The sequence below is a fragment of the Pseudomonas sp. 3JA genome, assembly GCF_036961705.1.
GTDB lineage: Bacteria > Pseudomonadota > Gammaproteobacteria > Pseudomonadales > Pseudomonadaceae > Aquipseudomonas > Aquipseudomonas fluorescens_Q.
The window spans coordinates 13,403-39,864 of record NZ_JBAMDJ010000011.1 but is presented as its reverse complement, the minus strand read 5'-3'; the positions used below and the strand labels follow the sequence as shown (position 1 = coordinate 39,864).

Genomic DNA, 26,462 nt, shown 5'->3' with positions numbered 1-26,462 from the left:
CTGGATGAATTGGAATCAGAGATAGGCCGTCAGGGCGTAGTCGGGCCGCAAGTATTTGAACTCGTACTTGATCGACGTCCCGTAATCCACGTAGTACTTATCCTCCAGCAGCGTGCGCAGCGGAACGTTGGTCTTTTGATAGGCTTCGATGGCATCGGTGACGGTCAAGGCAATGGCGTCGCTGCCCGCACCAAACCCATAGGAAACCACCAGGATTCTTTCACCGGGACGCGCTTGATCGAGGACGTTGACCAAGCCCAGCAAAGGGCTTGCTGCCCCAGCATCGCCGACACTCTGGGCATAGATGCCAGGTTCGATTTGCGCCGTCGTGAATCCCAGGTGCTTGCCGAGAGAGTAGGGGGTTGAAACCAGGTTCTGTTGGAAGACGACATAATCGAAATCACCGGCCTGCGCATGGATCTTGGCCATCAATCCCGAGGCAGCACGGCGAGTCTGGTCTTCCAGGCCGATGCTGTTCTTGTCCGAGCCCAATCCCATTCCCGACCGGATATAGCGGTCCCCTTGAGGCCTGATGTTGTCAGCGACATCCGCCGCGCAAGAAAAACTTGCGTCAAAATGCGCGATCACATTTTCGGTACCCAACAGCAGGGCAGCGGCGCCCGCTCCGGCGTAGGACTCTGTCAAATCACCGGGGGCGGTGTTGCGGTTGATCGTATCGGCGCCCACTGCCAACGCGTTGCCCACCATGCCCGATGCTACCAAGGCGTATGCAATCTGAAGGGCGCTGGTGCCGGATTTGCCGGCAAACTGCACGTCTGCGCAAAAGGCGTCATAGCCGCAGCCAAGCATTTCCAGGATGATCGCGGCCGAGGCCCGGGAGTCATATGGATTGGTGCAGGTGCCAAGATAAAGCGCTTCAAGGGAACAAGGCGGCGCTTTGTCCAGTGCGCGTTGGGCGGCGAGGACGCCCAAGGTAATGACGTCTTCATCAGGTTGCAGCACAGCCCTTTCAAGGACGCCCAATTGACCCTTTACCAAGCTCAAATCGGTGTTTTTCCACACCTGGATCACGTCGTCCACCTTGAGCCGGCAGACCGGGATGCCCGCGCCATAGCTCACAATTCCTACTTTATTCATGTGTACTTCCTCCAGATTCCGTTCTTTCACCTGCTGGCAGAAAGCCGTGACAGGCGCATGAAATATTTAGAAACTATCTATTGGTGCTCGCAAAGTGATAAATGGCGGTCCCATGCCCCATAAATCGGCAGGTCCAAGCAGCAGAACCTACCGGTCAACCTATGAACAATAGGTTTGTTTTCGTGCAATCATTATGTATGATACGAAACGTACCGTATCGTTAAGGTGGCGTTAAAAATTTATGACGTTCCTTCTCATATCTCCCTATTTAGAGGTAATAAGCGCTCAAGAGACCCCCTGCTAAGCCGAGGCTGAGATCACATAAATATACAAAACGAAACGATCCGTTTCATTGCTTTTCGAGAGAATCCTATACCCTGAGTCTCTTTTGTCAAGCGCCATATTGGAGATTTTGATTTATGGCCCGTAAACCATCTCGGAGCTCCATTGGCTCATTGAGGAGCCCTCACACGCACAAAGCGATCATCATTTCTGCCATAGAAACACTTAAAGAGTGCGGTTACTCGGGGTTGAGCATCGAGGCGGTGGCCCGCCGCGCTGGCGCGAGCAAACCGACAATCTACCGGTGGTGGGGTAACAAGGCAGCCTTGATCGCCGAGGTCTACGAGAGTGAAAGCGAGCAGATTCGCAAAGAGCCTGATAAAGGCACTTTCAAGGAGAACCTCAATTTCTTGCTGCTCAATCTCTGGAAGGTCTGGCGAGAGACGATTTGCGGGGAAGCTTTTCGATGCGTCATTGCTGAGGCCCAGCTCGATCCCAGCACGCTGCCCAAGCTGAAAGACGAATTCATGGAGCGGCGTAGGGAGTTGCCTCGCAAGCTGGTGGAAAAAGCTATTCAGCAGGGCGAGTTGCCCAAGGATACATCGCGTGAATTGCTCTTGGACATGATCTTTGGGTTTTGCTGGTACCGGCTGTTGACCGAGCAGTTGGAGGTGGAGGCAGATATCAATGAGTTCACGACGCTGCTGATGAACGGGGTACTGCGCCCGACTTCGGCGGCGGTTCAAGACGCCGCCGAAGCCTGATTATCGGGAGGGGTTGGGCTTATTTCGCGCCGCTGAATCGTGCATGAAGGCTCGGCAGGATGCTGGCCAGGTGGTTGAACTCACACAAGTCATGCACCGCAAATTCATAAGCCAGGGTTTCCAGCTCCACTTCTCCCAGGCCGTTTTCTTCCAGTAGCTGGGCGGCGCGCTCGGCGCCTGGAAAACGCTGCATGGCGGGGTGGCTGCCGACCCAGTAACGGCTCGTCAGGTACAAACCCTCCGGGCATTCCTTGAACAAGTGCGCCATCAGCGACACCGGTACTTGCGGTTCGTGGGCCAGGCTCATCAAGGCGCTGACACTGCCGTCTATTTTGGATTCGCGGTAAAGATCCGGACAGAAGCCCAGTTCGCAGGGGTCCCTGAAATCAATGTGCAGGTGCATGAGGCGGTCACCGACGTACTCGGAGGCGCAAAAGGTATTGCCATACAAGCGCTCCTCGAAGGTCAGGGTATCGTCCAGGAGGCGCTCGTGATGAACGCAGGGGTTTTCCACGTGGGCATAAGGAAACCACAGGGTGTAGCGTTCAGCCTCCAGTGGATGCCACATGAACCACCACTTGAGCATCTGCGCGGTGCAGTTGGGAAAAAACTTGCGACTTTGCACATAGGCCATCGGCCCTGGCAGCAGGGCGTATCCGGCCTCTTCGCTGATGAAATCAGCGGCGAGCATGCGGTTAAGGTCTTCAACGCTGGGCGTCAAGGCGTCAGCCAAGGGCATGGGGCCTTGCTGTATTTTTTCGACGGCACTGAGCGGCACGCTGATCTTCGAGCGGAAAAAGTCGGCGTAGGGTTTGCCTTGGATGGCCTGCTGATTGGCCAGGAACTGCTTCTGCATTGGCAATGAGAAGTAGGTGAAAGGTGTCATTACGCGCGCTTCCATGACGGTATTTCCTTGATAGTGCGCGAAAAGCCCGGAGCATCGGCTGCGAAGTCCTCGCGCGGTGTTGTAAAGGGACAATGACGGGACCAAAATAGGTAGGCGGAAATAAAAAGTCAAATTTGAATTAGAACTATAAAGAGATGAGCTCATGGACAATGCCATTGGCAAGCCTTCCCTGCCTCGTGCTTCGCGGCTCGATGGGCAGGCAACGCGGCTGCAGATTCTGGAAAAAGCGGGTGAATTGTTTGCCGAACAGGGATTGGCCAACACCACCAGCAAGCAGATTTGCGAACGTTCGCAAGCCAACAGTGCGGCGGTGAATTATCACTTCGTCAACAAAGAGGGCCTGTACCGCGCGGTATTGCTCGAAGCCCACGCTCGGTTGGTGCGGATGGAAACTCTGGTTTCGCTTAACGAGCGGCCCGGCTCGGCGCAAGACAAATTACGTGCCCTCATCACCGTGCTGGTCGAGCGCCTGTACGACCATCCGGATGGCTGGGCGCTGAAAGTGCTCACGCGCGAAGTGCTTTCGCCTTCTCCCGAGTTTGAGGTGGTACTCAAGGAGCAGTCGTTTCCCAAGGCGCACATTCTGCGTGGCTTGCTTGGGCAAATCATGAACTTGCCAGCGGATCACCCGACAACGTTGCGCAGCGCCATCAGTGTCTTTGCCCCCTGTCTTTTCTTGCTTATAGCCCATCAGCCGTTAAAGCAGCATGTGCTGCAAGGGTTGAGTCTCGAGCCGCAGGGTTTGATCGAGCACATGATGAGCTATGCCCTTGGTGGGCTCCAGGCAGTGGCCGCGACTGCGCACGACGCTGCAAACTGACGCGAGGGTCCATGGTTATGAGGGCTACCGTTGGCGCGAGTCCAATGAGTAGGCACCGCCGCCGCGCGCGACGATGTAGAGGGCAAGAAACCCCATCAGCACTGGAAACTCGATGCCTCGATCTATCCAGGGCCATGTCGGCCCCAGTGCATAGCTGATCGCAACCATCTCAATGGCGATCAGCAGGGCGACGAGTCGTGTGCCGAGCCCTATCGCCAACATGAGCGCGCCGACCGTCTCCAGCAGCATGACCAGGAAGGCAAGCTGTGCCGCGAAAGGCAGCCCCATCACGTTCTGGATGAGGTTGATCGAGGCGGCCATTGGATCCGCCATCGAACCGTGGGGAATGCGCAGAACCTTTGGCAAACCGTGGGTCAGCAGGACCCCGGCGAAGATGATCCGCAGCAAGGTGTACAGGGGCGCTTCGACGCGGGCGACTCGTTCAGTCGCAGCGGCTAACACGCAGCGCAGCGACGATAAGACTTGAATGGTCATGGGGGAATCCCTGGCAGGGTTGCTTGAAGCGCTGACGCATGAATTCGATAGCGACCCCTGCACTGTGCAAGGGGCGATACCTCTGCGAATACTCCCTAGGCGCTATTGCCCTTTGGCGGGCAGGCCCATCTTCGCCAGTGTCAGCGTTTCATCGGCACGCCCCCATCCGCCGTCTGCAACCTCTTCGACAAGGACCATGGTGAACGGACGAACGCCCTCACCGAAGTACTCGACAAACATCTCTGTGGTGCGATGGATGATCTCTTCTTTGCGGGCGTGGTCCAGGATTCCTTCGGGGAATTTGTAGTTGGCAAATGGCATGGATCGACTCCGTGGTGTAGGAAAGATTCGGTAGGGTCAACAACCCAAGCGCATCTTTCCCCTTCAGGTCCATGGAATAAATCCCTCTGGATTGTCATCAGCATTCAACGTGCGTGAACAATCGGCCGCTCGGCTCAGTGCGAGTGACGCGGTTCACCACTGCGGGCAATCACGCGCAGATGCAACGTCGCCGGCTCCAGGCAGCCCCCAGTGGAAAGCTGTCCCACCAGTTGCCGGTACAGTTCCTGCCAAGGTGTTTGCGAGGGTGGGATATTCGGCGTCCATTCGCGGCGGCGCTGGGCCATCTCGGCGTCGTCGATCAGCAGGTTCACGGTGCGTGTGTTCAGGTCCACTTTCAGCCGGTCGTTGGTTTTCAGCAACGCCAGGCCGCCGCCCACGGCCGCTTCCGGGGACATGTTGAGGATCGACGGGCTCGCCGAAGTGCCGCTCTGACGTCCATCGCCGAGGCAGGGCAGGGAGTCGATGCCTTGCTTGATCAGCGCCGCTGGCGGGGCCATGTTCACCACTTCGGCGCTACCGGGGTAGCCCACGGTGCCAACGCCACGGACCACCAGGATGCAGCGCTCGTCGATGTCCAGCGCCGGGTCGTCGATCCGCGCGTGATAGTCCTCCGGTCCTTCGAATACGATGGCCCGGGCTTCAAAGCTATTCTCGGCGCCGGGCTCGGACAGGTAGGTCTTGCGAAACGCCTCGCCCACCACCGACATCTTCATGATCGCGCTGTCGAAGAAGTTGCCGCTGAGCACGATGAAGCCGGCCCGGTGCTTGAGCGGGGTGTCGAAGGGATGGATCACATCGGTGTTGCTGGTCAGGCTGTTGCTGACGATTTCGCCGATGGTCTTGCCGCTGACCGTGGCGCAGTCTTCATGCAGGCGCCCGGCTTTTTGCAGTTCATGCATGACCGAGGGCACGCCTCCGGCCCGATGGAAACCCTCGCCCAGGTACTTGCCCGCCGGCATGCAATTGACCAGCAGCGGCACGTCCTCGCCAATCCGTTGCCAGTCCTCCAGGCTCAGCTCGACGCCCATGTGCCGGGCGATGGCGATCAAGTGCGGCGGGCAGTTGCTCGAAGCGCCGAGTGCCGAGGCGACGGCGATGGCGTTCTCGAAGGCCTGGCGGGTCATGATCTGTGACGGACGAATGTCTTGCCGCACCAGGTCGCAGATGCGCTTGCCGGTGGCATAAGCCATTTGCCCGCGCTCGCGATAGGGCGCCGGAATGCTCGCGCAACCGGGCAGCGACATGCCCAGGGCTTCGGCCAGGGCGTTCATCGACAAGGCGGTGCCCATGGTATTGCAGTGACCCACCGACGGCGATGCCGCAGTGGTCATTTCCATGAAGCCTTCGTAGTCGATCTCGCCGGCGGCCATCAGGTTGCGTGCATGCCAGAGTACGGTGCCGGAGCCGATCAGTTCGCCCTTGTGGTGGCCGTCGAGCATTGGCCCGCCGGACAGGACAATGGCCGGCAGGTCGGTGGTCGCCGCGGCCATCAGGCAGGCCGGGGTGGTCTTGTCGCAGCCGGTGGTGAGCACCACGCCGTCCAATGGGTAACCGTGAAGAATCTCCACCAGCCCCAGGTACGCCAGGTTGCGGTCCAGTGCGGCGGTGGGGCGACGCGACTGTTCGGCGATCGGGTGCACCGGGAATTCCATGGGAATGCCGCCGGCATCACGGATACCGGCCTTGACCCGTTGGGCCAGTTCCAAGTGATGACGGTTGCAGGGCGTCAGGTCGCTGCCGGTCTGGGCGATGCCGATGATCGGGCGTCCCGACTGCAGTTCTTCGCGGGTCATCCCGTAGTTCATGTAGCGTTCGACATACAGGGCGGTCATGTCCGCGTGAGCCGGGTCATTGAACCATTGTTCGCTGCGCAGGCGGTGTTTTGGCGTGTCACTCATGATTCATTTCTCTCTTGTAATTGGATGAATCGGTCACGGCGTTTTAGCGGTCCAGCAGTCCTCGGGCGGCAAGGTTACGCAGCAAGGCGCTGACACCAAAGGTCCAGGGGGCGGCGTCGCAGCTGTGGGTCACCTGGTTATGCAGGCTTCCGAGCAACGGACTGCTGATGCTGACCACATCACCGCGTTTGTGGGTGAAACCACTGCCGGCTTGATCACGGTCTTCGGTGGGGGCGAACAGGGTACCGAGAAACAGCACAAAACCATCCGGGTATTGGTGATTGGCGTTGAGTGTCTGGCCTGCCAGGTCCTGCGGGTCGCGGCTGATCTGGTTCATGGAGCTGGAGCCGTGCAGGCGGTAGCCATCCTCGCCGTGTACCTGAAGATCGACCACGCACTCCCTGACATCATCCAGGCTGAAGTGTTCGTCAAACAGGCGAATGAACGGCCCGATGGCGCAGGAGGCGTTGTTGTCCTTGGCCTTGCTCAGCAACAGTGCGCTGCGGCCTTCGAAATCCCGCAGGTTGACGTCGTTGCCCAGGCTGGCGCCGAGGATCTGGCCCCGGCTGTTCACGGCCAGCACCACTTCGGGCTCCGGGTTGTTCCATTGCGAGCCGGGGTGAATGCCGATGCGGCTGCCGCTGCCCACGGCGGCCAGGACCGGCGCCTTGGTGAAGATCTCCGCATCCGGACCGATGCCGACCTCCAGGTACTGCGACCACATGCCCTGTTCGATAAGCAAGGCTTTGAGGCGCATGGCTTGCTCGGAGCCCGGCACGATCGTGCGCAGGTTGTCGCCGATCACGCTGCGGACGGTGGCGCGTACGGCTTCGGCCTTCGCGGCATCGCCGCCGGCCTGTTCCTCGATCACACGCTCGATCATGCTGGCGGCGAAGGTCACGCCGGCGGCCTTGATCACTTGCAAGTCCAGGGGCGGCAACAGCGACGGTTTGCTCGGGTCGGCATCAGGGCCGGTGTTGGCCAGCAGGGCTTCGACACTGGCGATGAAGGTGCCGGGCGTCTGTCGCACGGCGGCCAGCGGCGATTCTGTTTCCAGCAGATCACTCAATGTCGCAAAACGATCCGAGAGATCGAATACACCGTCGCTGCGCAACGCAATGGGCGAAGGCCCGGCGATTCGGCCTGGCACCCAGGCACGACCAATCAGGGTTCCGGCCACACCATCGACGGGCAGGGTATTCTCGGGAGTAAGCAGTAGCGACATGGCAAGTCTTCCTGTTCGTAAAGCCTTCACGCTAGGGTGGCCGCTCGATAAACTCCAATGAGATATATTCAGTATTTGATAACGTTGGGTTATCGCCGGCCTGAGGAATAGCCATGTCAGATCTGTCCTTCTCCAGCTTCTGTGGCTGGCTCAAATTCCGCCACTTGCTGCTGATCGACACCTTGGGGCGCACCCGCAACATGCACCTGGCGGCGCAGCAGATGAACCTCAGCCAGCCGGCCATCAGCAAGATGCTCAAGGAAATCGAAAGCCTGCTCGGCTTTGCCCTGTTCGAACGGCTGCCACGGAGCATGCCGCCTACGGCTTTGGGCGAACACGTACTGCGGTATGCGCAGATTGCCTTGAATGATGCGCGCTCGTTCGTCGAGCAAATCAGCAGCTTGCGCGAGGGTGGTCACGGCTTTCTCAAGGTCGGCGGAATCTTTGCCGCCACTGCGGTGGCTTTGCCCGAGGCGATCTTGCAGATCAAGCAGCGCTGGCCGTTGCTGTCGATTGAAGTGGTGGAGCAGACCAGTAACCACCTGATGGAGATGCTTGAAGAGAAGACGCTCGACCTGGCGGTGGCCCGTTTTACCGATCAAAGCCAGCAGCAGCGCTATGACTTCCAGCCGTTGGCCCCAGAGCCGTTCTGCATCGTGGTCAACTATCGCCATCCGTTGGCCGGCGCGGGCCCGGTCTCCTTGCAGCAGTTGGTGGACTTGCCATGGATTCTCTACCCGGTCGGCACGCCGATTCGCGCACGCATGGAGCTGGCGTTCGCCGAGGCCGGGGTGGGAATGCCGCGCAACACCATCGACACCATTTCCATGCAGACCTTCCTCCAAGTGCTGCAACGCGGGCCCATGATCGGCATGCTGCCCCATGCGATGGTCGATCCGCTGCTCGAAAGCGGCCAGCTCAAGACCCTCGACACCCCGCTGCACCTGGTGCCGCAGGACTACGGCATTCTCACGCGCAAGGATGAGCCGTTGGTAGGCGCGGCGCTGGAGTTCGCCGAGATTCTCAAGGACAACGCCCGCCTGAGCGGTGGATCGGCCTGCACTGAACCCTGTGGCGAGGGAGCTTGCTCCCGCTGGGCTACGCAGTAGCCCGCTTGCCAAACCCAAGTTTCGATAACAATACGTTATCGACTAATCCAAAAATGCCATTGGGAAAGAATCGATCTCCGACAGTAGAGTCCTCGTTCAATCGCCGGATGATTCGCTCATTCGACGTGACCCAATAAAAACAATCAGGGGTTACCTCATGCAAACCATCTCCGAGCAGTTGCCCGCGCAGGCGCCCGCCTGCGAATTGGATTTCGAAGACCGGACCTACCGCAAGGTGATCTGGCGGATCCTGCCCGTGTTGCTGTTGTGCTACATGGCGGCGTACCTCGATCGGGTGAACATCGGGTTCGCCAAGCTCGACATGCTTAACGAGCTGCAATTCAGCAACACGGTGTATGCCTTGGGCGCCAGTATGTTTTTCTGGGGCTATTTCCTCTTCGAAGTCCCCAGCAACCTGTTGCTGCATCGCTTTGGCGCGCGGTTCTGGATTGCCCGGATCATGCTGTCCTGGGCGGTGATCTCCATGGCCGTGGCCTACACCGTGCCGCTGGCAGGCTTCTTCCACATCGAATCGAGCAGCATGTTCTATGTGTTGCGCTTCTTGTTGGGCATCTGTGAAGCGGGCTTTTTCCCCGGCGTGATCCTGTACCTCAACTACTGGTTCCCGACCCATCGGCAGAGCCGGGTGATGTCCGGGTTCCTGCTGGCGTTGCCGGTCAGTCTGACCCTGGGCGGGATACTTTCCGGTTGGCTGATGAACAGCATGCAAGGGGTGCATGGCCTGTCTGGCTGGCAATGGATGTTGCTGATCGAAGGCATTCCTTCGATCATCATGGCGTTCGTGGTGATCGTCTGCCTGGCCGACAACATCGACAAAGCCAAATGGCTGTCTGTCGCGGAAAAAGCCCTGCTCAAGGCCAACCTGCAAACCGACAACCAGGGCAAGGCCACGCGCTTGAGTGAAGTGTTCTTCAATCCTCGGGTGTGGTTGCTGGTGTTGATCCTGCTGACCTTCAACACCGGCTTCTATGGCCTGGCGTTCTGGATGCCGTCGATCATCAAGAGCACCGGTATCACCAACAGCTTGCACATCGGTTTGCTGACCGCCATTCCTTACTCGGTGGCAGTGGTGGCGATGCTGCTCAACGCCCGGCACTCCAACCGCACCGGTGAGCGGCGCCTGCACGCGGCGATCCCGGCGTTCATTGGCGGAGCCGGCCTGATCCTCAGTGCGTTCTTCGCCGACAACCTGGTGTTGTCCGTGCTCTTTCTCAGTGTTTCCGCTTCCGGGATCCTCAGCCTGATGCCGATTTTCTGGACCCTGCCGGGCACCGTGCTGTCGGGCGTCGCCGCCGCAGCCGGCATTGGCATGATCAACGCCATCGGCAACCTGTCGGGCTTCACCGGTTCGATGATCACCGCGGTGGCGGAAACCCTCACGGGCAACATCAATAACGGCACCTATGTACTGGCCTTGTGTCTTTTGGTCAGTGGTGGACTGATCCTGGCCATTCCCGCCTCGATGCTCGGCAGGACGCCCAAGCACGCCACCACGGCAGCGCAACTGGAGACCGCATGAACCTACAAAACAAGCGCGTACTGGTCACGGCAGCGGGGCAGGGCATTGGCTTGGCCAGCGCCGTTGCTTTCGCCCGGGCCGGTGCGGAGGTGTTCGCCACTGACATCGATATCCAGGCGCTGGCGGGGATCGAAGGGATCACCGCCATGCCTTTGGACGTCACGTCGCCTGCGGCCATCAGCGCCGCCTGTGAACGCATCGGTGGGCTCGACGTGTTGTTCAACTGCGCAGGCTACGTGCACAGCGGCAACATACTGCAATGCGATGAAGCGGCCTGGGCACGTTCGATGGACCTCAATGTCACGGCCATGTACCGGATGATCCATGCGTTCCTGCCGGGCATGCTGGCCCGTGGCGGCGGTTCGATCATCAACATGTCGTCGGTGGCCTCCAGCGTCAAGGGCGTGCCCAATCGATTCGCCTATGCCACCAGCAAGGCCGCAGTCGTGGGCCTGACCAAGGCCGTCGCCATCGACTTCGTCAGTCAGGGCATCCGCTGCAACGCGATCTGCCCAGGCACCGTGGACTCACCCTCGTTGCGTCAGCGCATCGCTGACCAGGCCGCGCAGCAGGGCGTGGATGAGGCGCAGGTCTACCGGCAATTTCTCGACCGCCAGCCCATGGGCCGCATCGGCCACACTGAAGAGATCGCGCAGTTGGCGTTGTACCTGGGCAGCGATGCGTCCGCCTACACCACGGGTGCCATCCACATCATCGACGGTGGCATGAGCATCTGAACCCCGGTCTTCACTTGAGCAGGAGCACGACATGAAACTATTGCGCTACGGCGAAAAAGGTTCGGAAAAACCCGGGCTGTTGGATGCCGACAATCAGATCCGCGACCTCTCGGCCCATGTGCCGGACATCGCCGGGCAGGCCCTTGGCCCGGACAGCCTGGCAGTGCTCGCCACCCTCGACCCGCGCAGCCTGCCGCGCGTGGCCGGCCAGCCGCGCATCGGTGCCTGTGTCGGGCAGGTCGGCAAATTCATCTGCGTCGGCCTGAACTACGCCGACCATGCGGCCGAGTCGAACATGGAGGTGCCGAAAGAGCCGATCATCTTCAATAAATGGACCAGTGCCATCTGCGGGCCGAACGACGACATCCAGATCCCGCGCGGCTCGCTCAAGACCGATTGGGAAGTCGAGTTGGGCGTGGTCATTGGTAAAGGCGGACGCTACATCGACGAAGCCAATGCCATGGAGCATGTCGCCGGCTACTGCGTCATCAACGATGTGTCCGAGCGCGAGTGGCAACTGGAGCGCGGCGGCACCTGGGACAAGGGCAAAGGCTTTGACACCTTCGGCCCCCTTGGGCCGTGGCTGGTGACGCGGGACGAAATCGCCGACCCGCATACGCTGGACCTGTGGCTGGAGGTCGACGGACACCGCTATCAGAATGGCAATACCCGTACGCTGATCTTCAGCGTGCCGCAACTGATTGCCTACCTGAGCCGGTGCATGAGCCTGCAACCCGGGGATGTGATCTCCACCGGCACGCCGCCCGGCGTCGGCTTGGGCATCAAGCCCAACCCGGTGTTCCTGCGGCCGGGCCAGACCATGCGCCTGGGAATCCAGGGCTTGGGCGAACAGCGCCAGGTCACGGTGCAGGCGGACTGAGGGCTGGGCTCGCTCCCACAGAACGATTCCGGATGCACGCGGATATGGTGTCCGCTGTAGACCCAATGTGGGAGCAAGCTTGCTCGCGATAGCGGTGGCCCGGCCTGGCCTCACTTCGGTTCAACACGCCTGACACGCTTCATCACCACCACAAAAAACACCGGCACAAACACCACCGCCAGCGTGGCGGTGATCATCCCGCCGATCACGCCGGTACCGATGGCCTGCTGGCTCGCCGAGCTGGCGCCCGTGGCAATCGCCAGCGGGACCACCCCAAGGATGAAGGCCAGCGAGGTCATGATGATCGGCCGCAGGCGCAGGCGTGCGGCCTGTAGCGTGGCGTCGATCAGGTCGTGACCTTCGTCGTACAGGCTCTTGGCGAACTCGATGATCAGGATCGCGTTTTTCGCCGACAGGCCGATGATGGTGATCAGCCCGATCTTGAAAAACACATCGTTAGGCATGCCGCGCAACGACACGGCCAGTACCGCGCCAAGCACACCCAGCGGCACCACCAGCAACACCGAGGTCGGGATCGACCAGCTCTCGTACAGCGCCGCCAGGCACAGGAACACTACCAGCAGCGACAGGCCCAACAGGATCGGTGCCTGGCTGCCGGACAGGCGTTCCTGCAAGGACAACCCCGTCCATTCCTGGCCCAGGCCTGTCGGCCCCAGGGCCACCAGCCGTTCGATTTCGGCCATGGCTTGTCCGGTGCTGTAGCCCGGTGCCGGTTCGCCGGAAATGCTCACCGCCGGATAACCGTTATAGCGGGTCAATTGCGCCGGCCCCTGGGTCCAGCGGGCCTGGACGAATGCCGACAACGGGACCATTTTTCCGCTGTTGTTGCGCACGTGGATTTTCAGCAAGTCTTCGACCTGGCTGCGCTGGTCGCCCTCGGCCTGGACCACCACCCGCTGCATGCGCCCCTGGTTGGGGAAGTCGTTGATGTAGGTCGAACCCACTGCCGTGGACAACACACTGCCGACGTCGGCAAAGGAAATGCCCAGGGCATTGGCCTGCTTGCGGTCGACTTCCAATTGCACCTGCGGCGCCTCCGCCAGGGCGCTTTCACGCACATTCATCAGCATCGGGCTTTTGTCGGCGGCGGCGAGCAATTCGCTGCGGGCCTGCATCAAGGTGGCATGGCCGAGGCCTCCTCGGTCCTGCAAACGGAACTCGAAACCGCTGGAGGTGCCCAGGCCATCCACCGGCGGCGGTAGCACCGAGAACGCCATGGCGTCCTTGATTTGACCCAGGGCCAGGTTGGCGCGGTCGGCGATGGACGCCGCCGAATCCTCGGCGCCGCGTTGCGACCAGTCCTTGAGGGTGGTGAAGGCCAGGGCCGCATTCTGGCCGCTGCCGGAAAAGCTGAAACCGAGAATGATCGTGCTGTCACCGACCCCCGGTTCGCCGGCATTGTGGGCTTCGATCTGCTCGACCACCTGCACCGTACGATTCTTGCTGGCACCCGGTGGCAGCTGGATGTCGGTGATGGTGTAGCCCTGGTCTTCCACCGGCAGGAACGAGGAGGGCAGGCGGCTGAACAGCACGCCCATGCCCACCAGCAACACGCCGTAGATCAGCAGATAACGGCCGCTGCGTTTTACCGCATAGGCCACCCAACCTTGATAGCGCTCGCCGAATCGGTCGAAACCACGGTTGAACATGCCGAAGAATCCAGTCTTGGCGTGGTGATCACCTTTGGCGATCGGTTTGAGCAAGGTCGCGCAAAGCGCCGGGGTCAAGGTCAGGGCGAGAAAGGCCGAGAACAGGATCGATGTCGCCATCGACAGCGAGAACTGCTGGTAGATCACCCCCACCGAGCCCTGCATGAACGCCATCGGAATGAACACCGCCACCAGCACCAGGGTGATGCCGATGATCGCCCCGGTGATCTGCCCCATGGCCTTGCGTGTGGCCTCCTTGGGCGACAAGCCTTCCCGGGCCATGATCCGCTCGACGTTCTCCACCACCACGATGGCATCGTCCACCAGGATGCCGATGGCCAGCACCATGCCGAACATCGTCAGCACGTTGATCGAGAACCCCAGCGCGAGCATCGTCGCGAAGGTGCCCATCAGCGCCACCGGCACCACCAATGTCGGGATCAGGGTGTAGCGGATGTTCTGCAGGAACAGGAACATCACCGCGAACACCAGCAACATCGCCTCGCCGAGGGTGTAGATCACCTTGGTGATCGAGACCTTGACGAACGGCGACGTGTCGTAGGGGATCTTGTATTCCACGCCGGCCGGGAAGTAGCGCGACAGCTCGTCCATCTTGTTGCGCACCAGGGTCGCGGTGTTCAAGGCGTTGGCGCCCGGAGACAGTTGCACGGCCACGGCAGTGGACGGCTTGCCGTTCAGGCGCGTGGAAAACTGGTATTCCTGGCTGCCGATTTCTACCCGTGCCACGTCGGCGATGCGCACCGTCGAGCCATCGGGGTTGGCCTTGAGCACTATGTCGGCGAACTCTTGCGGTGTGTTGAGCTGGCCTTTGACGACGATGGTCGCGGTGATTTCCTGGGTGTGGCGGCTCGGCAAATCGCCCAGGCTACCGGCCGATACCTGGGCGTTCTGCGCCACGATGGCTGCGTTTACGTCGGCCGGAGTCAGGTTGAAGCCCACCAGTTTCTGCGGGTCGATCCAGATCCGCATGGCCCGTTCGGCCCCGTACAACTGGGCCTTGCCGACACCGTCCAGGCGCTTGATCTCGTTCATCACGTTGCGCGCCAGGTAGTCGCTCAGAGCCACGTCGTCGAGCTTGCCGTCGCTGGAGGTGAGGGTGATCAGCAGCAGGAAACCAGCGGAGACTTTGTCCACTTGCAAGCCTTGCTGGGTCACCGCTTGCGGCAGGCGCGACTCCACGGCCTTGAGGCGGTTCTGCACATCGACCTGGGCCAGTTCCGGGTTGGTGCCGGGTTGGAAGGTCGCGGTGATGGTGGCGCTACCCAGGCTGCTCTGGGACTCGAAATACAGCAGGTTGTCGGCGCCGTTGAGTTCTTCCTCGATCAGGCTGACCACGCTTTCGTCCACGGTTTGCGCCGAGGCACCCGGGTAGACGGTGTAGATCTCGATTTGGGGCGGGGCCACGACCGGGTATTGCGCCACCGGCAGTTGCGGGATGGCCAGGATACCGGCCAACAGGATGAACAGCGCGACCACCCAGGCGAACACCGGACGGTCGATGAAGAACTGCGGCATGGCTTAGTGTCCTGCCTGTGGCCCGGGAACCTGGGCGAGGGGAAGTGGGGTGTCATCGACCTGGACCTGCTCACCGGGACGGGCGTGTTGCAGGCCTTCGATGACGATGCGGTCGCCGGGTTTCAAACCTTGCGTGACGACCCAGCGATCGTTTTGCGCGGCGCCTAGTTGCACTGGTTGCTGGCTGACCTTCTGTTCGGCGTCCAGCAGCAGTACCTGGGCAACCCCGGCGCTGTCTCGCAGGACGGCCCGTTGCGGCACTGTGATGCCCTGGCTGTTGACCGCCTGTTCCAGGCGCACGCGAATGAAGCTGCCGGGCAGCAGGTCCAGGTCGGGGTTGGGGAATTCGCTGCGCAGGGTGATCTGGCCGGTGCTCGGGTCGACGCTGAGGTCGGTGAACAGCAATTTGCCGGGCAGCGGATAGGGGCTGCCATCGTCCTGAATCAACGTGGCCTTGGCCTGGTCCTGGCCGACCGCTTGCAAGAGCCCTGCGCGAAAGGCGCGGCGCAGGTCGTTGAGTTCGCGGGTCGATTGCGTGAGGTCGGCGTGGATCGGGTCCAGTTGCTGGATCAGCGCCAACGGCGTGCTTTCGTTCTGCCCGACCAAGGCACCTTCCGTCACCAGGGCGCGACCGATACGTCCGGAAATCGGCGCGGTCACCGTGGCGTACCCCAGGTTCAGTTTCGCCCGTTCCACCGCGGCCTTGCTGGCAGCGACATCGGCGGCGGTCTGGCGCACGCTGGCCCGGGCGTTGTCGTAATCCTGGCCACTGATCGCTTTGTCATCGATCAACTGGGCGTAACGTTGTGCCTGCAAACGGGCCTGGAACGCATTGGCCTCGGCCTTGCGCAACGCCGCCTCGGCACTGTCCAGGTCGGCCTTGAATGGCGCCGGATCGATGCGAAACAGTAGCTCGCCCTGTTTGACGTCGTGGCCTTCACGAAACACCTGTTGCAAGACGACCCCGGCCACCCGCGCCCGCACTTCGGCTACCCGCGGCGCGGCGATCCGGCCACTCAGCTCGTTGCTGATCGACAGTGGCCGGGCCTGAACGGTTTCGATACGCACGCTTGCCAGCGGGGAGGAGGCGTCTGGGGGCGAGGCGCTATCACAGCCACTGAGCAGCAGCGCGCCGACCAGCAGGCCCAGTGTGATGAAAGGATTCTTGGACATGGTGCTTCCCCAATAATGAACCCGTCAATGCTACGGACCGGGGTCAATGGCAGGGGTGAAGCTTTGTAGGGGGTGTGTGAAATTGTGTAAGGGGGACTGTCGAGGCGCGCGGCTCACCCGTCCAAACCCACCACCGGAATTTCGCCCTTGGCCTTGCCTGATTGCAGCAGGGCCATGGCAGCACCGATGGCCATTTCGTCATTATTGGCGACGATGGCATCCATCAATGGCGCCTGGCGTTCGTCTTGCTGCAGGTATCAACGTTCTATCAAGAAATGGCCAAGGCCATCCGTCTCGCGGCGACGGATTCAAGCTGTTTGAAAGGCGAGCCGGAGATTCTGTTCCTGGAGCACGAATCTCCTCATCAAGTCGCCCAATTGCTGCTTGAACTGGCCATGATCGAGGCGATGGTCGAACATCTTCAGGGCGGGTCGGGCGGTGGCACTCAGGTGCACTTGTTGCCCTTTGAAATAGTGACGGTCGAAAGTCTCTAAGCGAGACCTGGCCAACGCCCTGGCACGATGATCCGCCGCTACCTGGGGTATCGGCAGATCTCGTTTGCCGCCTAAGCCTCAGTAAGGATTGCAGTACTGTGCGACAGCCCTGGCCTGGTCGACGTAAGGACGTGCCGGCTCAAGGTTCCACTCGGGCTTGTTCCTGACGGGTTTGCCATCGAAGGTGGCCGCCAGATGACACACTAGTTGCCGGCGGATGGATCCGCCATAGACGCTGTACTGCCGCCATTGCCCGTCGTCTTTGTGCTTGTTGTACAGCTCGGCAAACATCCTGTCGGTCTGGTCATCCTTGATCGCACGGCCGCAGGCCGTGGGCACGACCTGGAGCGACCAGGTATCGGGCCCAAGCTTGGGATCAGGGCGGCGGACCCAAGTGCTGGATTCGATGTAGCGTTCACAGAATTGTTGCGTGGGCGGCGTGGTTCGGGTGCAGGAGAACGTGGCCTTGCTGCCCGGCGTCCTGGGGAAGTCGATCTTGATGATGTTGCGATCCTTGCCGGTCTTGTCCTTGTAGTCCCGTTGGTTGGCCAGGGCATCGTTCAAGCCCCGTTGATCGCTGTAGAAAAACGCCAGGATCGGCAATGCATCGTCTTTCGGGTTCCCCAGGCGCAGTTCGGTCTGGGTTTGAAATTCGCGGGTATTGATGACTTTCCGGGCACCCATGAAGTTTCGAAACGCGTCGACCCGTTCCCGGCTGCTCATGGGGTTGCGCATATTGAATCCACATTGCAACTGGTCTTGCTTCCTGTCGTTGTTGAACCGGGTGAAATGCGCGACCCAGGCATTGGCGTTGAGGATAGGCGGCGCCATGGCCTGGCAGACAGCCTCTGTCTGGGCGGTGTTTTTGTTGTTGCCGCAGCCTCGGTCATCGCGAAAGTCGGTCCAGGCATCGTTCGGAAATGCGCAGTAGATGTGCACCGGGGTTTCCGGTTCGCGTACCTGGTCGATCGGTGTGATGATGTAGCCGTTCTGGGTGCTCATGCCAGGATCTTCATAGCTGATGCCATCGACCCGCATCCAGGAGGCGGCAAAGGTACCCAGTTCTTTCGCTTTCGGGCTCGGGTTCCAGACATCCCATTTCTCGCCCTTCGCCGGGTTGGCGCGGTGGGTGCCCCTGATCAGCAACCCCGAACAATCCGAGGCCGGGTCCTGCCGGCAACTGTCGACGGTGTTGTTATACAAACCTTCCACCCGTTTCAGCGTCTCTTCGCACGACTCGGCATTGGCCGCTGTCGTTTGCCAGAACAACGGGAGGACGAGCAAAGGCGTGATTCTTTTCAAACGTGTCTTCATGACGTGACTTCCTTGTGTTGGAGCCGGTAGCCGGCGCGGCATTCCATGCCGGGAAAGAGAAAACAGCAGGGTTCGTGATGCCGGCCGGCGGCTTTCATTGAGCCTGTCGCGGGCATTGGCAGTGTTATGGGCGAGGGCGACTCAACGCGAGAGCGAATGGCAACCAGCCGCCGCATCGAGTTCCTGGTGCGCGTCCTTGAGGATGTTGTAGTTGGGGTTGATGCGGGGCTTCAGCGGATCATGCGGCGACTGGGCAGCTACCGTATGGAATGCCAGGGGCAGGTTAAAAAACGCACGAGCAGTTGCGCGCATGTCGACACTCCTTGTCGAACGAGATGGGTGAGTTTCAAGGTAGTCAACCGATTCCCACAGGTCAAATCAGCGCTTTTTCTTCAGGTGGTACCGGCCTGACGCTCCTCATTGCTCAAGCATCAATGTGCGCCAGACTCTGCGGCGCCGATACGCTTTCACTCATCGGCCATTCCCGAGTGGATCTTGATGACGACCTTACCCTTCGATCGTCCTTGTTCGACATAGCTCAGGGCATCGGCTGTCGCGTCGAAGGGGAAGGATCGGTCAAGCACCGGCTTGATGCTGCCGGACTCGACGAGGGTGGTGATCTCCCGCAGCTGAGGACCATTGGCACGCATGTACACGAAGGCGTAGCTCACTCCCTTTCGGTGGGCCTTGCGGCGTATACCGCTGCTCAACAGGCCCATGATCAGTCTCAGCACCCAGGAAAGTCCCTGGGCCTGGGCGAACTGTGGGGTGGGGGGGCCGGAGATGGAAATGAGTTGGCCGCCTGGTTTCAGGATCTTCAGCGATTTCTCCAGCTCATCGGCGCCCAGGCTGTTCAACACGATGTCATAGTCCTGCAGGACGCTGGCGAAATCCTGCTGCTTGTAATCGATGACAACGTCTGCGCCCAGGGCCTTGACCCACGGTACATTGGGGGTGCTGGTGCTGGTCGCAACGAAGGCGCCGAGGTGCTTGGCAAGCTGGATGGCGACGGTGCCGACGCCACCTGAACCGGCCTGGATGAAGACCTTTTGGCCTTTCTTCAGCCGGGCGGTTTCAACCAGTACCTGCCAGGCGGTCAGGGCGACCAAGGGCAGGGCGGCGGCTTCTTCCAAGCTGATGTTTGCCGGTTTCACGGCCAGGGCATTTTCGTTCACTGAAATCTGCTCGGCGAAGGTGCCGATGTGCCCGTCCGGGGCGCGGGCATAGACTTCATCGCCCGGCTTGAATTGCTCGACACGGGATCCCACGCGGACCACGACCCCGGCCAAGTCATGACCCAATGCCAAGGGAAAGGAGTAGGGCAGGATCAGCTTGAATTCGCCTTTGCTGATCTTTGAATCCAGCAAGTTGACGCTGGCAGCCTGCACGCGGACCAGAACGTCGTGGTCACCCACGTCAGGGGCCGGTAGCTCGCCGATACGACCACTGTGCTTGCCGTAGCGGTCGATTAAAAATGCTTTCATGGTGCTTTGCTCTCATAAGGGATGCAGTGCAGTGATCACTTGGCCCGGCATCCGGAAATACCGGCGCTGTCCTTCGCGCCGGCACCTGCTAAACGATGATCACGCCGGGTCTTGATAGCGTTCGGCGACATGGGACTGCCGGATTTGCCCGAGCAGGCCTTGACGTGCGGCCTGCAAGGCATCCCAGCGTGCTTCTTCATGCAAGGGCGGGATGGTCACCGGCTCGCGACGATCAAAACCGACCAGCGCGGCATCGACCAGATCACCGACTTCCATGATTTCATTCAAGGTGTTGATATCGATACCCGCGCGTTCCCAGATCTCAGTGCGGGTGGCCGCTGGCAGGACGGCTTGTACGTAGACGCCTTTCGGGGAGAGTTCCAGGCTGAGTCCCTGGGAGAGAAACAGCACGAACGCCTTGGTCGCGCCGTAGACCGACATACCGAACTCCGGTGCCAGGCCGACGACGGAGCCGATGTTGATGATCGCGCCGTCACCCGCTTCGACCAGGCGTGGGGCGATGGCGCTGGCCAGCCGGACCAGCGCGGTGGTATTGAGCGACACGAGGTGCGCGACACTGTCGGTCGACTGTTCAATGAAGGTCCCGGATTGGGCGGCGCCGGCGTTATTGACCAGGATGCCGATGTTGGCGTCGTCGCGCAGCCGGGCTTCGACGGTTGTCAGGTCGCCGAGCTGGGTCAGGTCGGCCTGGAGAATATCGACGGTAACGTTGTGTTCGCTGCGCAGCTTGGCGGCCAGCGCTTCCAGGCGCGCGCTGTCGCGGGCCACCAGGACGAGATCGTGTCCACGTTGCGCAAAGCGTTGAGCATAGACAGCGCCAATACCGGTGGAGGCGCCAGTGATGAGAACAGTTGTGCGAGTGTCCATGGAGATTCTCTTCTTCAAGGTATCGATGAGCGAGTCGCGCGCTGTTATTCAGGCGCGCAGTCGGGTCTGGCCAGTGTTACTGCGCGCTGGATTCAGCGAGCGTTGGATAGTCGATGTAGCCCGTCGCACCACCACCGTAGAGGGTAGCGGGATTGAACGCCGACAAAGGCGAGCCGGTCCTGAGCCGCTCCACCAGGTCCGGATTGCCGATGAACGGCCGGCCGAAGGCGATCAGGTCAGCCTTGTCTTCGATGAGTCGTGAGGTCGCCAGGTCCAGGTCGTAGCCGTTGTTGGCGATGTAGGTGTTTTTGAAGCGCTGGCGCAAGGCACCAAAGTCGAAGGGCGCAACGTCGCGCGGCCCACCGGTCGCGCCTTCGACCACATGCAGGTAAACGATGTCGAGGGTGTTGAGCTGGTCGATCAGGTAGTCGAACTGGGCTTGTGGCGCGCTGCTGGACACACCATTGGCCGGCGAGACCGGCGAAATACGCAGGCCGGTGCGGCTGGCGCCGACTTCGTCCACCACTGCCGCCGTCACTTCCAGCAGCAGGCGAGCACGATTTTCAATCGAGCCGCCGTAGGCATCGGTGCGCATGTTGGCGCCGTCCTTGATGAACTGGTCCAACAGGTAGCCGTTCGCACCGTGGATCTCTACGCCGTCAAATCCCGCGGCGATGGCGTTCGCCGCCGCCTGGCGAAAATCGTTGACGATCCCGGGCAACTCGCTGATGTCCAGCGCTCGCGGTTCGGAAACGTCTTCGAAACGATTGTTGACGAATACCTTGGTCGCCGGACGCAGAGCAGAGGGGGCCACTGGCGCTGCACCATTCGCTTGCAGGTCGACGTGGGAAACGCGGCCGACATGCCACAGTTGCAGGAAAATCCGCCCGCCTTTGGCATGCACGGCATCGGTGACCGTGCGCCAGCCGTCGATCTGGGCCTGGGTGTAGATCCCGGGGGTGTCCTGATAGCCCTGGCCTTGCTGGGAGATCTGCGACGCCTCGGAGATCAACAGGCCTGCCGACGCTCTCTGGCTGTAGTAAGTGGCAGCGAACTCGCTGGGCACAAAACCTTGCCCCGCACGGTTACGTGTCAGCGGCGCCAGGACCACTCGGTTGGAAAGCGTGAGATCACCCAACGTGTAGGGTGTGAACAGGATCTGGTCGGTCATGACGTCTTGTTTCCGTAGGTTTGGATAAAGGGAGCGCGTGCAGCCTGGCGAGGTGAGCGCGCTTTTCATTAGGATGATGATCGAAATCTAAGATGTCAACGAATTTGATTATGCTCGACATCTATGTATGATGTGGGCATGAATTCGAGCAGCACGAGGGAGTGAAAAATGAGGGTGACCAAGGCCCAGGCCCAGGCAAATCGGGAGCACATCGTCGAGACGGCGTCTGTCTTGTTTCGCGAGCGAGGCTTTGACGGTGTGGGTGTGGCGGACCTGATGGCGGCCGCCGGCTTCACCCATGGCGGGTTCTACAAGCATTTCGGCTCCAAGGCCGACCTGATGGCCGAAGCGGCGGCGAATAGCCTTGCGCAGTCGCTGACCGACAATGCAGGCATCGACGTAGCTGGTTTCGTCGATCTTTACGTGTCCAGGGACCACCGTGACGGCCGGGGTAGCGGTTGCACCATGGCGGCACTGTGTGGCGATGCTGCCCGTCAATCGCCCGAGCTGAAGGCTACCTTTGCCAACGGCATCGAAGACATGCTGGCCGCGCTCGAAAGCCGGTACGAGGCCGGGCAAGACGCGCCGCAGGAAGCGATCAGGGCAAAAATGCTCGACATGTTGGCGCATGCCGTCGGTGCGATCGTGTTGTCACGGGCCTGCCCGGACGATTCCGCGCTGGCCGATGAAATCCTCGAGGTGTGCCGCACCCGGATCATCGCGGCGCTGCCGTCGTCGCCCGCGAAGCAGCCTTAGTGATCAAAATGCTGTTCACTTAAGAAAAACGGTGCACCCGTGGCGAGGGAGCTTGCTCCCGCTGGGCTGCGAAGCGGCCCTTTTTGTGAGTGCTTTGCACTCAAGCGGGAGCAAGCTCCCTCGCCACGGGTTTGTCGGCGGTCTTATAGCGACGCCCTGACCACCAGGGGGCAATCCACCGGCTGGGCGCCCGACACCTCGAGGTTCTCGATCAGGTGCCGGGCCGCCTGGCGCCCGATCTCGTAGTACGGCAGTTGTACCGTGGTCAGTGGCGGCATGAACAGTTCGGCGATGCCGATCATGTTGTCATAGCCGAGCACTGCGACATCGTCGGGAATTTTCAGGCCGCGCCCCAGCAACAACTGATAGGCGCAAAAGGCAATGCGGTCGTTGCCGCAGACCAGGATGTCGAATTGCGGACGGCCGTCAACGATATGCCGGTCGAGAATGGCGGCGGTTTCATCATAGGCGTCGTGATCGGACAGGTCGTACTGCAGGAGTGCTTCAGGTGCCAGCCCGACGGCCTGACAGGCGCGTTTCAGGCCTTGTTGACGCAGGCCCCAGGCAAGACTCTTCCTCGGCAAATTGATACACAGCGGGCGCCGATAGCCTTGGCTCAACGCATGCTGCATGGCTCGATGCTGCCCGGCTTCATCATCCGGCACATAACTGACCAAGTGGCTGTCATCGGCCAGGCAATTGGCGAGCACCAGCGGTTTGCTCTTGAGTCGTTCGGGAATGCTCACCTGGCGCAATCCCATGGCACTGAAGATCAACCCGTCGGGGCGGTGCGACAGCATCAGGTCGATGTTCTGGTCGGTGGGCGGGTTGCTCAACAGGTTAAGGATGAAGACGTTCCAGCCTGCCTGCTGCGCGGTCTGTTCGATGGACAGCAGCAACTCGACGGCAAACGGCGTGGTCGCGGTGTCCAGTGCGAACACACCGATGGTGCGCGCCTGCAGGTTGTCGCCGCGCATCCTGCGCGCCGACAGGCTCGGTACGAATTGCAGTTCATCAATGGCGCGACGTACCCGCTGAAGGGTTTCGGGGCTCAGTTTTTCCGGCGTGTTGAGCGCGCGCGAAACCGTCATCAGGGATACGCCGGCCAGTTGTGCAACGTCTTTCACGGAAGTCATGCGAAGTGCGGCCAGTCAGGTTGACGCAGAATCATGACACAGGCCCTGGGCTTCTCGCGACTCGAATGACGGTACTCACAGCCAACCCGAGTCCAGCGGCCACGCCTTGGGAATGGCGACGCGCCCGCCAGTCCCGTTCGCCAATAGTTTCACCCCGAGGCTGTCGGGCCGCGGATAGAGGCGGCTGCTGAAGCTGAAGCGGCCGTTTTCCTCGAACACCTCGATGGACGAGCGATCGAGGAATACCCGCAGGTGCAGTTGTGTTTGCGAAGGCTCGATCGACACGCTGCGCTGACCGTTCACTTGCGCACCCGAGCGGCTGCGATCGAGTACCAGGCGTTGCAGTGACGCGTCGTAATAAAGCAGGGTTTGTTCCTGCTCATCGGCACTGCAGCGCAAGGCGATGCCCAGGCGGCCTTCGGTGCAGTCGAGCAGATCCAGGTGCACATGGATTTCGAGCCTATCGCCCTTCACTTGTGGCACCCAACGGCTGCCCGATTCGCCCCACGGCGCGACGCTCGGCAGCGGCGCCTGGCGCAGCGCGGTCAGTTCCCGTGCCGGAAACACGCCAAGGCGATCGCCCTGCAGTTCAAGCTCGCGGGGTAAACCGAGCATGCCGCACCAGTGATGGGCCTGGCTCGGCATCGGGCTTTCCCACATGTCCAGCCAAGCCCACACCAGGCGCCGACCATCGGCGGTCTCCAAGGTTTGCGCGGCATAGAAATCGTGACCGTTATCCAGTTCGATGAACGGCCCGCCGGTGAAGTGCCATTCGCTGTCGAGCCGGCCAATGCGATAACCGGTCTGGTACTTGTTGAGGCGTTCGTAACCTTCGGGTTTCATCCCCTGGGGGGAGTAAAGCAGCACGTCACAGCCGTTGAGGCGAAACAGGTCCGGACATTCCCACATGTAGCCATCGCCCTCATTGCCACTGGACACGTAGTCGAGGAAGTCCCAGGTGTGCAGGTCGGTGGAGCGGTACAGCGGCAGCAGCGGCTTGTCGCCCAGGCGCGCGCCGGCAATCAGGTACCAATAGCCATCCTCCCGCCAGACCTTGGGGTCGCGAAAGTGCATGATCGCTTCTTGCGGCGCGTTTTCGATGATGGCGCCATGCTTGACGAACCGGATGCCGTCGTCACTGGTGGCCAGGCACTGGACCTGGCGGATAAAGCGTTCGTCGCCCACTTCTCCCAGCCAGGTGTGTCCGGTGTAGATCAGCGCCAAGGTGTCGCCACACACCACCGCGCTACCGGAAAAACAGCCGTGGCGGTCGAAGTCATCGCCTGGCGCCAGGGCGAGGGGCAGATGCTGCCAATGGACCAGGTCGGTGCTCTTGGCGTGCCCCCAATACATCGGACCCCATTTGGCATCGAAAGGGTGGTGTTGGTAGAACACGTGATACTCGCCACGGAAAAACACCACCCCGTTAGGGTCGTTCATCCAACCTGCGACAGGCGCCAGATGATAGTCCGGTCGATAATCGCCGATGAGACGAGACTGACCTTCACTCAGCGCCTGCTGCGCATGTTCAAGGGGGGAGGGCATGGGGGCGTTCATGGCATTCACAGATACAGTCATAGGGCGCCTGCTTTTGGCGAGCGCTGCGGGACGTCCTCCGGGAGGACTTCAATAACAGCAGGATGGCGTCTCAAGGCCGTGCCATCCGCGTCGAACAGATGCACGCTGCCGAACGCCAGTTGCAGGTCAACCCGATCGCCCACTCGCCATCCGGCGTTGACTTCGCAGCGACAGATCAACGGTTCATCCTCGCCTGACTCCAGGTGCACGTAGGTTTCGCTGCCCAGGTATTCGACCCCGACCACGCCGACCCCGGCGCTGCCTTGCGCCGCTTTGAGCGACATGTGTTCCGGGCGAATCCCCAGGGTCAGCGGACTGCCCGCCGCTAGGTGGGCGCTGTCGAAGGGAAGGGGCGTCATGCCCAATAAAGGGCTGTCGATCTGGCTGGTTTCACCTGGGGAGTGCAGGCGCGCCGGCAGAAAGTTCATCTTGGGCGAACCGAGGAAACCGGCGACAAAGCGGCTGGCCGGGTGCTCATAGAGTTCGCGTGGCGAGCCGACCTGCTCGATGCGGCCGCCATTGAGCACGACAATCTGGTCGGCCAGGGTCATCGCTTCAACCTGGTCGTGGGTCACGTAGATCATGGTCGAGCCCAGTCGCCCATGCAGCCGAGCGATTTCGTTGCGCATCTGCACGCGCAGGGAGGCGTCGAGGTTGGACAATGGCTCGTCGAACAACAGGATGTCCGGTTCCCGCGCCATGGCCCGACCCATGGCCACCCGCTGGCGCTGTCCACCCGACAGTTCCCGTGGCTTGCGCTGCAGCAGTTTGTCCAACTGCAGGATTTGCGCGGTTTTCAGTACTCGCTCGCGCAGGCTGGTTTTTTCGGTCTTGGCCAGTTTGAGGCCAAAGCTGATGTTGTCGTAGACGCTCATGTGCGGGTACAGCGCATAGGACTGGAACACCATGCCGACGCCACGCTCGCGCGGTTCCAGGTCATTGACCCGGCGTCCGTCGATCAGCAGGTCGCCGTCACAGATCGAATCCAGCCCGGCGATCAGCCGCAGCAAGGTTGACTTTCCGCAGCCCGAAGGGCCGACGAAAACCACGAATTCACCCGCCGAGATTTCCAGGCTGACGTCGCGAAGAATGCGTGCGCCGCCCAATTGCTTGTTCACGTTGTCCAGCTTCAACTTGATCACGATGCTGTTCCTTTCTTGTCTGT

The 26,462-nt window shown here is 60.9% G+C and carries 24 protein-coding genes and 1 pseudogene; 8 read left to right on the top strand and 17 right to left on the bottom strand.

Features of this window, described 5'->3' with window-relative positions:
* Positions 1 to 15: 15 nt before the first annotated feature.
* Positions 16 to 1,098: a hydroxymethylglutaryl-CoA synthase gene (locus V7773_RS11115; protein WP_003200752.1), complete on the bottom strand. Its 1,083-nt coding sequence runs from the start codon at positions 1,096 to 1,098 to the stop codon at positions 16 to 18.
* A 419-nt stretch (positions 1,099 to 1,517) separates the two neighbouring features.
* On the opposite strand from V7773_RS11115, the gene V7773_RS11110 reads away from it, so the two are divergent.
* Positions 1,518 to 2,144: a TetR/AcrR family transcriptional regulator gene (locus V7773_RS11110; RefSeq protein WP_063321691.1), complete on the top strand. Its 627-nt coding sequence runs from the start codon at positions 1,518 to 1,520 to the stop codon at positions 2,142 to 2,144.
* Between the two features lie 19 nt (positions 2,145 to 2,163).
* Here the strand turns inward: V7773_RS11110 and phlG are convergent, their stop codons facing one another.
* On the bottom strand, positions 2,164 to 3,045 hold the full coding sequence (gene phlG, locus V7773_RS11105) for a 2,4-diacetylphloroglucinol hydrolase (RefSeq protein WP_092142112.1): 882 nt from the start codon (positions 3,043 to 3,045) through the stop codon (positions 2,164 to 2,166).
* Positions 3,046 to 3,193: 148 nt separating this feature from the next.
* Here phlG and V7773_RS11100 point away from each other — a divergent pair, with 148 nt between their 5' ends.
* Positions 3,194 to 3,871: a TetR/AcrR family transcriptional regulator gene (locus tag V7773_RS11100; protein ID WP_336073394.1), complete on the top strand. Its 678-nt coding sequence runs from the start codon at positions 3,194 to 3,196 to the stop codon at positions 3,869 to 3,871.
* A 24-nt stretch (positions 3,872 to 3,895) separates the two neighbouring features.
* Here V7773_RS11100 and V7773_RS11095 read toward each other — a convergent pair whose 3' ends face one another.
* The 4 genes from V7773_RS11095 to V7773_RS11080 form a co-directional block, all read right to left on the bottom strand.
* Entirely contained in the window at positions 3,896 to 4,366 is a 471-nt protein-coding gene (locus V7773_RS11095; RefSeq protein WP_336073393.1) for a DoxX family protein, read from the bottom strand.
* Positions 4,367 to 4,468: 102 nt separating this feature from the next.
* Entirely contained in the window at positions 4,469 to 4,687 is a 219-nt protein-coding gene (locus V7773_RS11090) for a tautomerase family protein (RefSeq protein WP_003200762.1), read from the bottom strand.
* A 134-nt stretch (positions 4,688 to 4,821) separates the two neighbouring features.
* Complete coding sequence (locus tag V7773_RS11085) at positions 4,822 to 6,606, bottom strand: IlvD/Edd family dehydratase (protein WP_092461755.1); 1,785 nt, start codon at positions 6,604 to 6,606, stop codon at positions 4,822 to 4,824.
* Between the two features lie 43 nt (positions 6,607 to 6,649).
* Positions 6,650 to 7,831: a fumarylacetoacetate hydrolase family protein gene (locus V7773_RS11080; protein WP_336073388.1), complete on the bottom strand. Its 1,182-nt coding sequence runs from the start codon at positions 7,829 to 7,831 to the stop codon at positions 6,650 to 6,652.
* Positions 7,832 to 7,944: 113 nt separating this feature from the next.
* Here V7773_RS11080 and V7773_RS11075 point away from each other — a divergent pair, with 113 nt between their 5' ends.
* The 4 genes from V7773_RS11075 (at position 7,945) to V7773_RS11060 (ending at position 12,097) form a co-directional block, all read left to right on the top strand.
* Entirely contained in the window at positions 7,945 to 8,940 is a 996-nt protein-coding gene (locus tag V7773_RS11075) for a LysR family transcriptional regulator (protein ID WP_336073387.1), read from the top strand.
* Positions 8,941 to 9,097: 157 nt separating this feature from the next.
* Entirely contained in the window at positions 9,098 to 10,480 is a 1,383-nt protein-coding gene (locus V7773_RS11070; protein WP_063321684.1) for an MFS transporter, read from the top strand.
* Positions 10,477 to 11,217 carry an SDR family oxidoreductase gene (locus V7773_RS11065; protein ID WP_063321683.1) on the top strand — a complete coding sequence of 247 codons (741 nt, stop codon included), beginning with the start codon at positions 10,477 to 10,479 and terminating at the stop codon, positions 11,215 to 11,217. The genes V7773_RS11070 and V7773_RS11065 overlap by 4 nt, the downstream gene beginning before the upstream one ends.
* A 31-nt stretch (positions 11,218 to 11,248) precedes the next feature.
* The gene (locus V7773_RS11060; protein WP_336073385.1) at positions 11,249 to 12,097 is read left to right on the top strand and encodes an ureidoglycolate lyase; all 849 of its coding nucleotides are present in this window, start codon (positions 11,249 to 11,251) and stop codon (positions 12,095 to 12,097) included.
* A gap of 110 nt (positions 12,098 to 12,207) precedes the next feature.
* Here the strand turns inward: V7773_RS11060 and V7773_RS11055 are convergent, their stop codons facing one another.
* The 3 genes and pseudogenes from V7773_RS11055 to V7773_RS11045 form a co-directional block, all read right to left on the bottom strand.
* Complete coding sequence (locus V7773_RS11055) at positions 12,208 to 15,303, bottom strand: efflux RND transporter permease subunit (RefSeq protein WP_336073383.1); 3,096 nt, start codon at positions 15,301 to 15,303, stop codon at positions 12,208 to 12,210.
* A gap of 3 nt (positions 15,304 to 15,306) precedes the next feature.
* Positions 15,307 to 16,476, bottom strand: a complete 1,170-nt coding sequence (locus V7773_RS11050; RefSeq protein ID WP_336073382.1) for an efflux RND transporter periplasmic adaptor subunit — start codon at positions 16,474 to 16,476, stop codon at positions 15,307 to 15,309.
* 116 nt (positions 16,477 to 16,592) lie between these two features.
* A pseudogene (locus tag V7773_RS11045) lies at positions 16,593 to 16,703 on the bottom strand (rhizopine-binding protein); the annotation flags it as partial.
* 18 nt (positions 16,704 to 16,721) lie between these two features.
* On the opposite strand from V7773_RS11045, the gene V7773_RS11040 reads away from it, so the two are divergent.
* Complete coding sequence (locus tag V7773_RS11040) at positions 16,722 to 16,970, top strand: hypothetical protein (protein WP_063321679.1); 249 nt, start codon at positions 16,722 to 16,724, stop codon at positions 16,968 to 16,970.
* 78 nt (positions 16,971 to 17,048) lie between these two features.
* Here the strand turns inward: V7773_RS11040 and V7773_RS11035 are convergent, their stop codons facing one another.
* The 5 genes from V7773_RS11035 to V7773_RS11015 form a co-directional block, all read right to left on the bottom strand.
* Complete coding sequence (locus V7773_RS11035) at positions 17,049 to 18,284, bottom strand: DUF2599 domain-containing protein (RefSeq protein ID WP_092142074.1); 1,236 nt, start codon at positions 18,282 to 18,284, stop codon at positions 17,049 to 17,051.
* 141 nt (positions 18,285 to 18,425) lie between these two features.
* A complete protein-coding gene (locus V7773_RS11030) occupies positions 18,426 to 18,596 on the bottom strand; it encodes a hypothetical protein (protein WP_170861994.1) in 171 nt (56 codons plus the stop codon).
* A gap of 155 nt (positions 18,597 to 18,751) precedes the next feature.
* Positions 18,752 to 19,768 (bottom strand): NADP-dependent oxidoreductase, encoded by a 1,017-nt coding sequence (locus tag V7773_RS11025; protein ID WP_336073381.1) that lies wholly within the window; start codon positions 19,766 to 19,768, stop codon positions 18,752 to 18,754.
* Positions 19,769 to 19,867: 99 nt separating this feature from the next.
* Positions 19,868 to 20,656 carry an SDR family NAD(P)-dependent oxidoreductase gene (locus V7773_RS11020; RefSeq protein ID WP_092142068.1) on the bottom strand — a complete coding sequence of 263 codons (789 nt, stop codon included), beginning with the start codon at positions 20,654 to 20,656 and terminating at the stop codon, positions 19,868 to 19,870.
* Positions 20,657 to 20,732: 76 nt separating this feature from the next.
* Positions 20,733 to 21,827 carry an alkene reductase gene (locus V7773_RS11015; protein ID WP_092461715.1) on the bottom strand — a complete coding sequence of 365 codons (1,095 nt, stop codon included), beginning with the start codon at positions 21,825 to 21,827 and terminating at the stop codon, positions 20,733 to 20,735.
* 168 nt (positions 21,828 to 21,995) lie between these two features.
* Here V7773_RS11015 and V7773_RS11010 point away from each other — a divergent pair, with 168 nt between their 5' ends.
* Positions 21,996 to 22,583: a TetR/AcrR family transcriptional regulator gene (locus V7773_RS11010; protein ID WP_336073380.1), complete on the top strand. Its 588-nt coding sequence runs from the start codon at positions 21,996 to 21,998 to the stop codon at positions 22,581 to 22,583.
* A gap of 143 nt (positions 22,584 to 22,726) precedes the next feature.
* Here V7773_RS11010 and V7773_RS11005 read toward each other — a convergent pair whose 3' ends face one another.
* From V7773_RS11005 to V7773_RS10995, 3 genes are all read right to left on the bottom strand, one after another.
* The gene (locus V7773_RS11005; RefSeq protein ID WP_092221797.1) at positions 22,727 to 23,719 is read right to left on the bottom strand and encodes a LacI family DNA-binding transcriptional regulator; all 993 of its coding nucleotides are present in this window, start codon (positions 23,717 to 23,719) and stop codon (positions 22,727 to 22,729) included.
* 75 nt (positions 23,720 to 23,794) lie between these two features.
* Positions 23,795 to 25,297, bottom strand: a complete 1,503-nt coding sequence (locus tag V7773_RS11000) for a glycoside hydrolase family 32 protein (RefSeq protein WP_336073379.1) — start codon at positions 25,295 to 25,297, stop codon at positions 23,795 to 23,797.
* Positions 25,294 to 26,439: an ABC transporter ATP-binding protein gene (locus V7773_RS10995; RefSeq protein ID WP_336073378.1), complete on the bottom strand. Its 1,146-nt coding sequence runs from the start codon at positions 26,437 to 26,439 to the stop codon at positions 25,294 to 25,296. Before V7773_RS10995 ends, V7773_RS11000 begins: the two co-directional genes overlap by 4 nt.
* Positions 26,440 to 26,462 lie beyond the last annotated feature (23 nt).

Coding starts and splice junctions, on each gene's coding strand:
- V7773_RS11115 (WP_003200752.1), bottom strand. CDS start 1,098: ATGAATAAAGTAGGAATTGTGAGCTATGGCGCGGGCATCCCGGTCTGC.
- V7773_RS11110 (WP_063321691.1), top strand. CDS start 1,518: ATGGCCCGTAAACCATCTCGGAGCTCCATTGGCTCATTGAGGAGCCCT.
- phlG (WP_092142112.1), bottom strand. CDS start 3,045: ATGGAAGCGCGCGTAATGACACCTTTCACCTACTTCTCATTGCCAATG.
- V7773_RS11100 (WP_336073394.1), top strand. CDS start 3,194: ATGGACAATGCCATTGGCAAGCCTTCCCTGCCTCGTGCTTCGCGGCTC.
- V7773_RS11095 (WP_336073393.1), bottom strand. CDS start 4,366: ATGACCATTCAAGTCTTATCGTCGCTGCGCTGCGTGTTAGCCGCTGCG.
- V7773_RS11090 (WP_003200762.1), bottom strand. CDS start 4,687: ATGCCATTTGCCAACTACAAATTCCCCGAAGGAATCCTGGACCACGCC.
- V7773_RS11085 (WP_092461755.1), bottom strand. CDS start 6,606: ATGAGTGACACGCCAAAACACCGCCTGCGCAGCGAACAATGGTTCAAT.
- V7773_RS11080 (WP_336073388.1), bottom strand. CDS start 7,831: ATGTCGCTACTGCTTACTCCCGAGAATACCCTGCCCGTCGATGGTGTG.
- V7773_RS11075 (WP_336073387.1), top strand. CDS start 7,945: ATGTCAGATCTGTCCTTCTCCAGCTTCTGTGGCTGGCTCAAATTCCGC.
- V7773_RS11070 (WP_063321684.1), top strand. CDS start 9,098: ATGCAAACCATCTCCGAGCAGTTGCCCGCGCAGGCGCCCGCCTGCGAA.
- V7773_RS11065 (WP_063321683.1), top strand. CDS start 10,477: ATGAACCTACAAAACAAGCGCGTACTGGTCACGGCAGCGGGGCAGGGC.
- V7773_RS11060 (WP_336073385.1), top strand. CDS start 11,249: ATGAAACTATTGCGCTACGGCGAAAAAGGTTCGGAAAAACCCGGGCTG.
- V7773_RS11055 (WP_336073383.1), bottom strand. CDS start 15,303: ATGCCGCAGTTCTTCATCGACCGTCCGGTGTTCGCCTGGGTGGTCGCG.
- V7773_RS11050 (WP_336073382.1), bottom strand. CDS start 16,476: ATGTCCAAGAATCCTTTCATCACACTGGGCCTGCTGGTCGGCGCGCTG.
- V7773_RS11035 (WP_092142074.1), bottom strand. CDS start 18,284: ATGAAGACACGTTTGAAAAGAATCACGCCTTTGCTCGTCCTCCCGTTG.
- V7773_RS11030 (WP_170861994.1), bottom strand. CDS start 18,596: ATGCGCGCAACTGCTCGTGCGTTTTTTAACCTGCCCCTGGCATTCCAT.
- V7773_RS11025 (WP_336073381.1), bottom strand. CDS start 19,768: ATGAAAGCATTTTTAATCGACCGCTACGGCAAGCACAGTGGTCGTATC.
- V7773_RS11020 (WP_092142068.1), bottom strand. CDS start 20,656: ATGGACACTCGCACAACTGTTCTCATCACTGGCGCCTCCACCGGTATT.
- V7773_RS11015 (WP_092461715.1), bottom strand. CDS start 21,827: ATGACCGACCAGATCCTGTTCACACCCTACACGTTGGGTGATCTCACG.
- V7773_RS11010 (WP_336073380.1), top strand. CDS start 21,996: ATGAGGGTGACCAAGGCCCAGGCCCAGGCAAATCGGGAGCACATCGTC.
- V7773_RS11005 (WP_092221797.1), bottom strand. CDS start 23,719: ATGACTTCCGTGAAAGACGTTGCACAACTGGCCGGCGTATCCCTGATG.
- V7773_RS11000 (WP_336073379.1), bottom strand. CDS start 25,297: ATGACTGTATCTGTGAATGCCATGAACGCCCCCATGCCCTCCCCCCTT.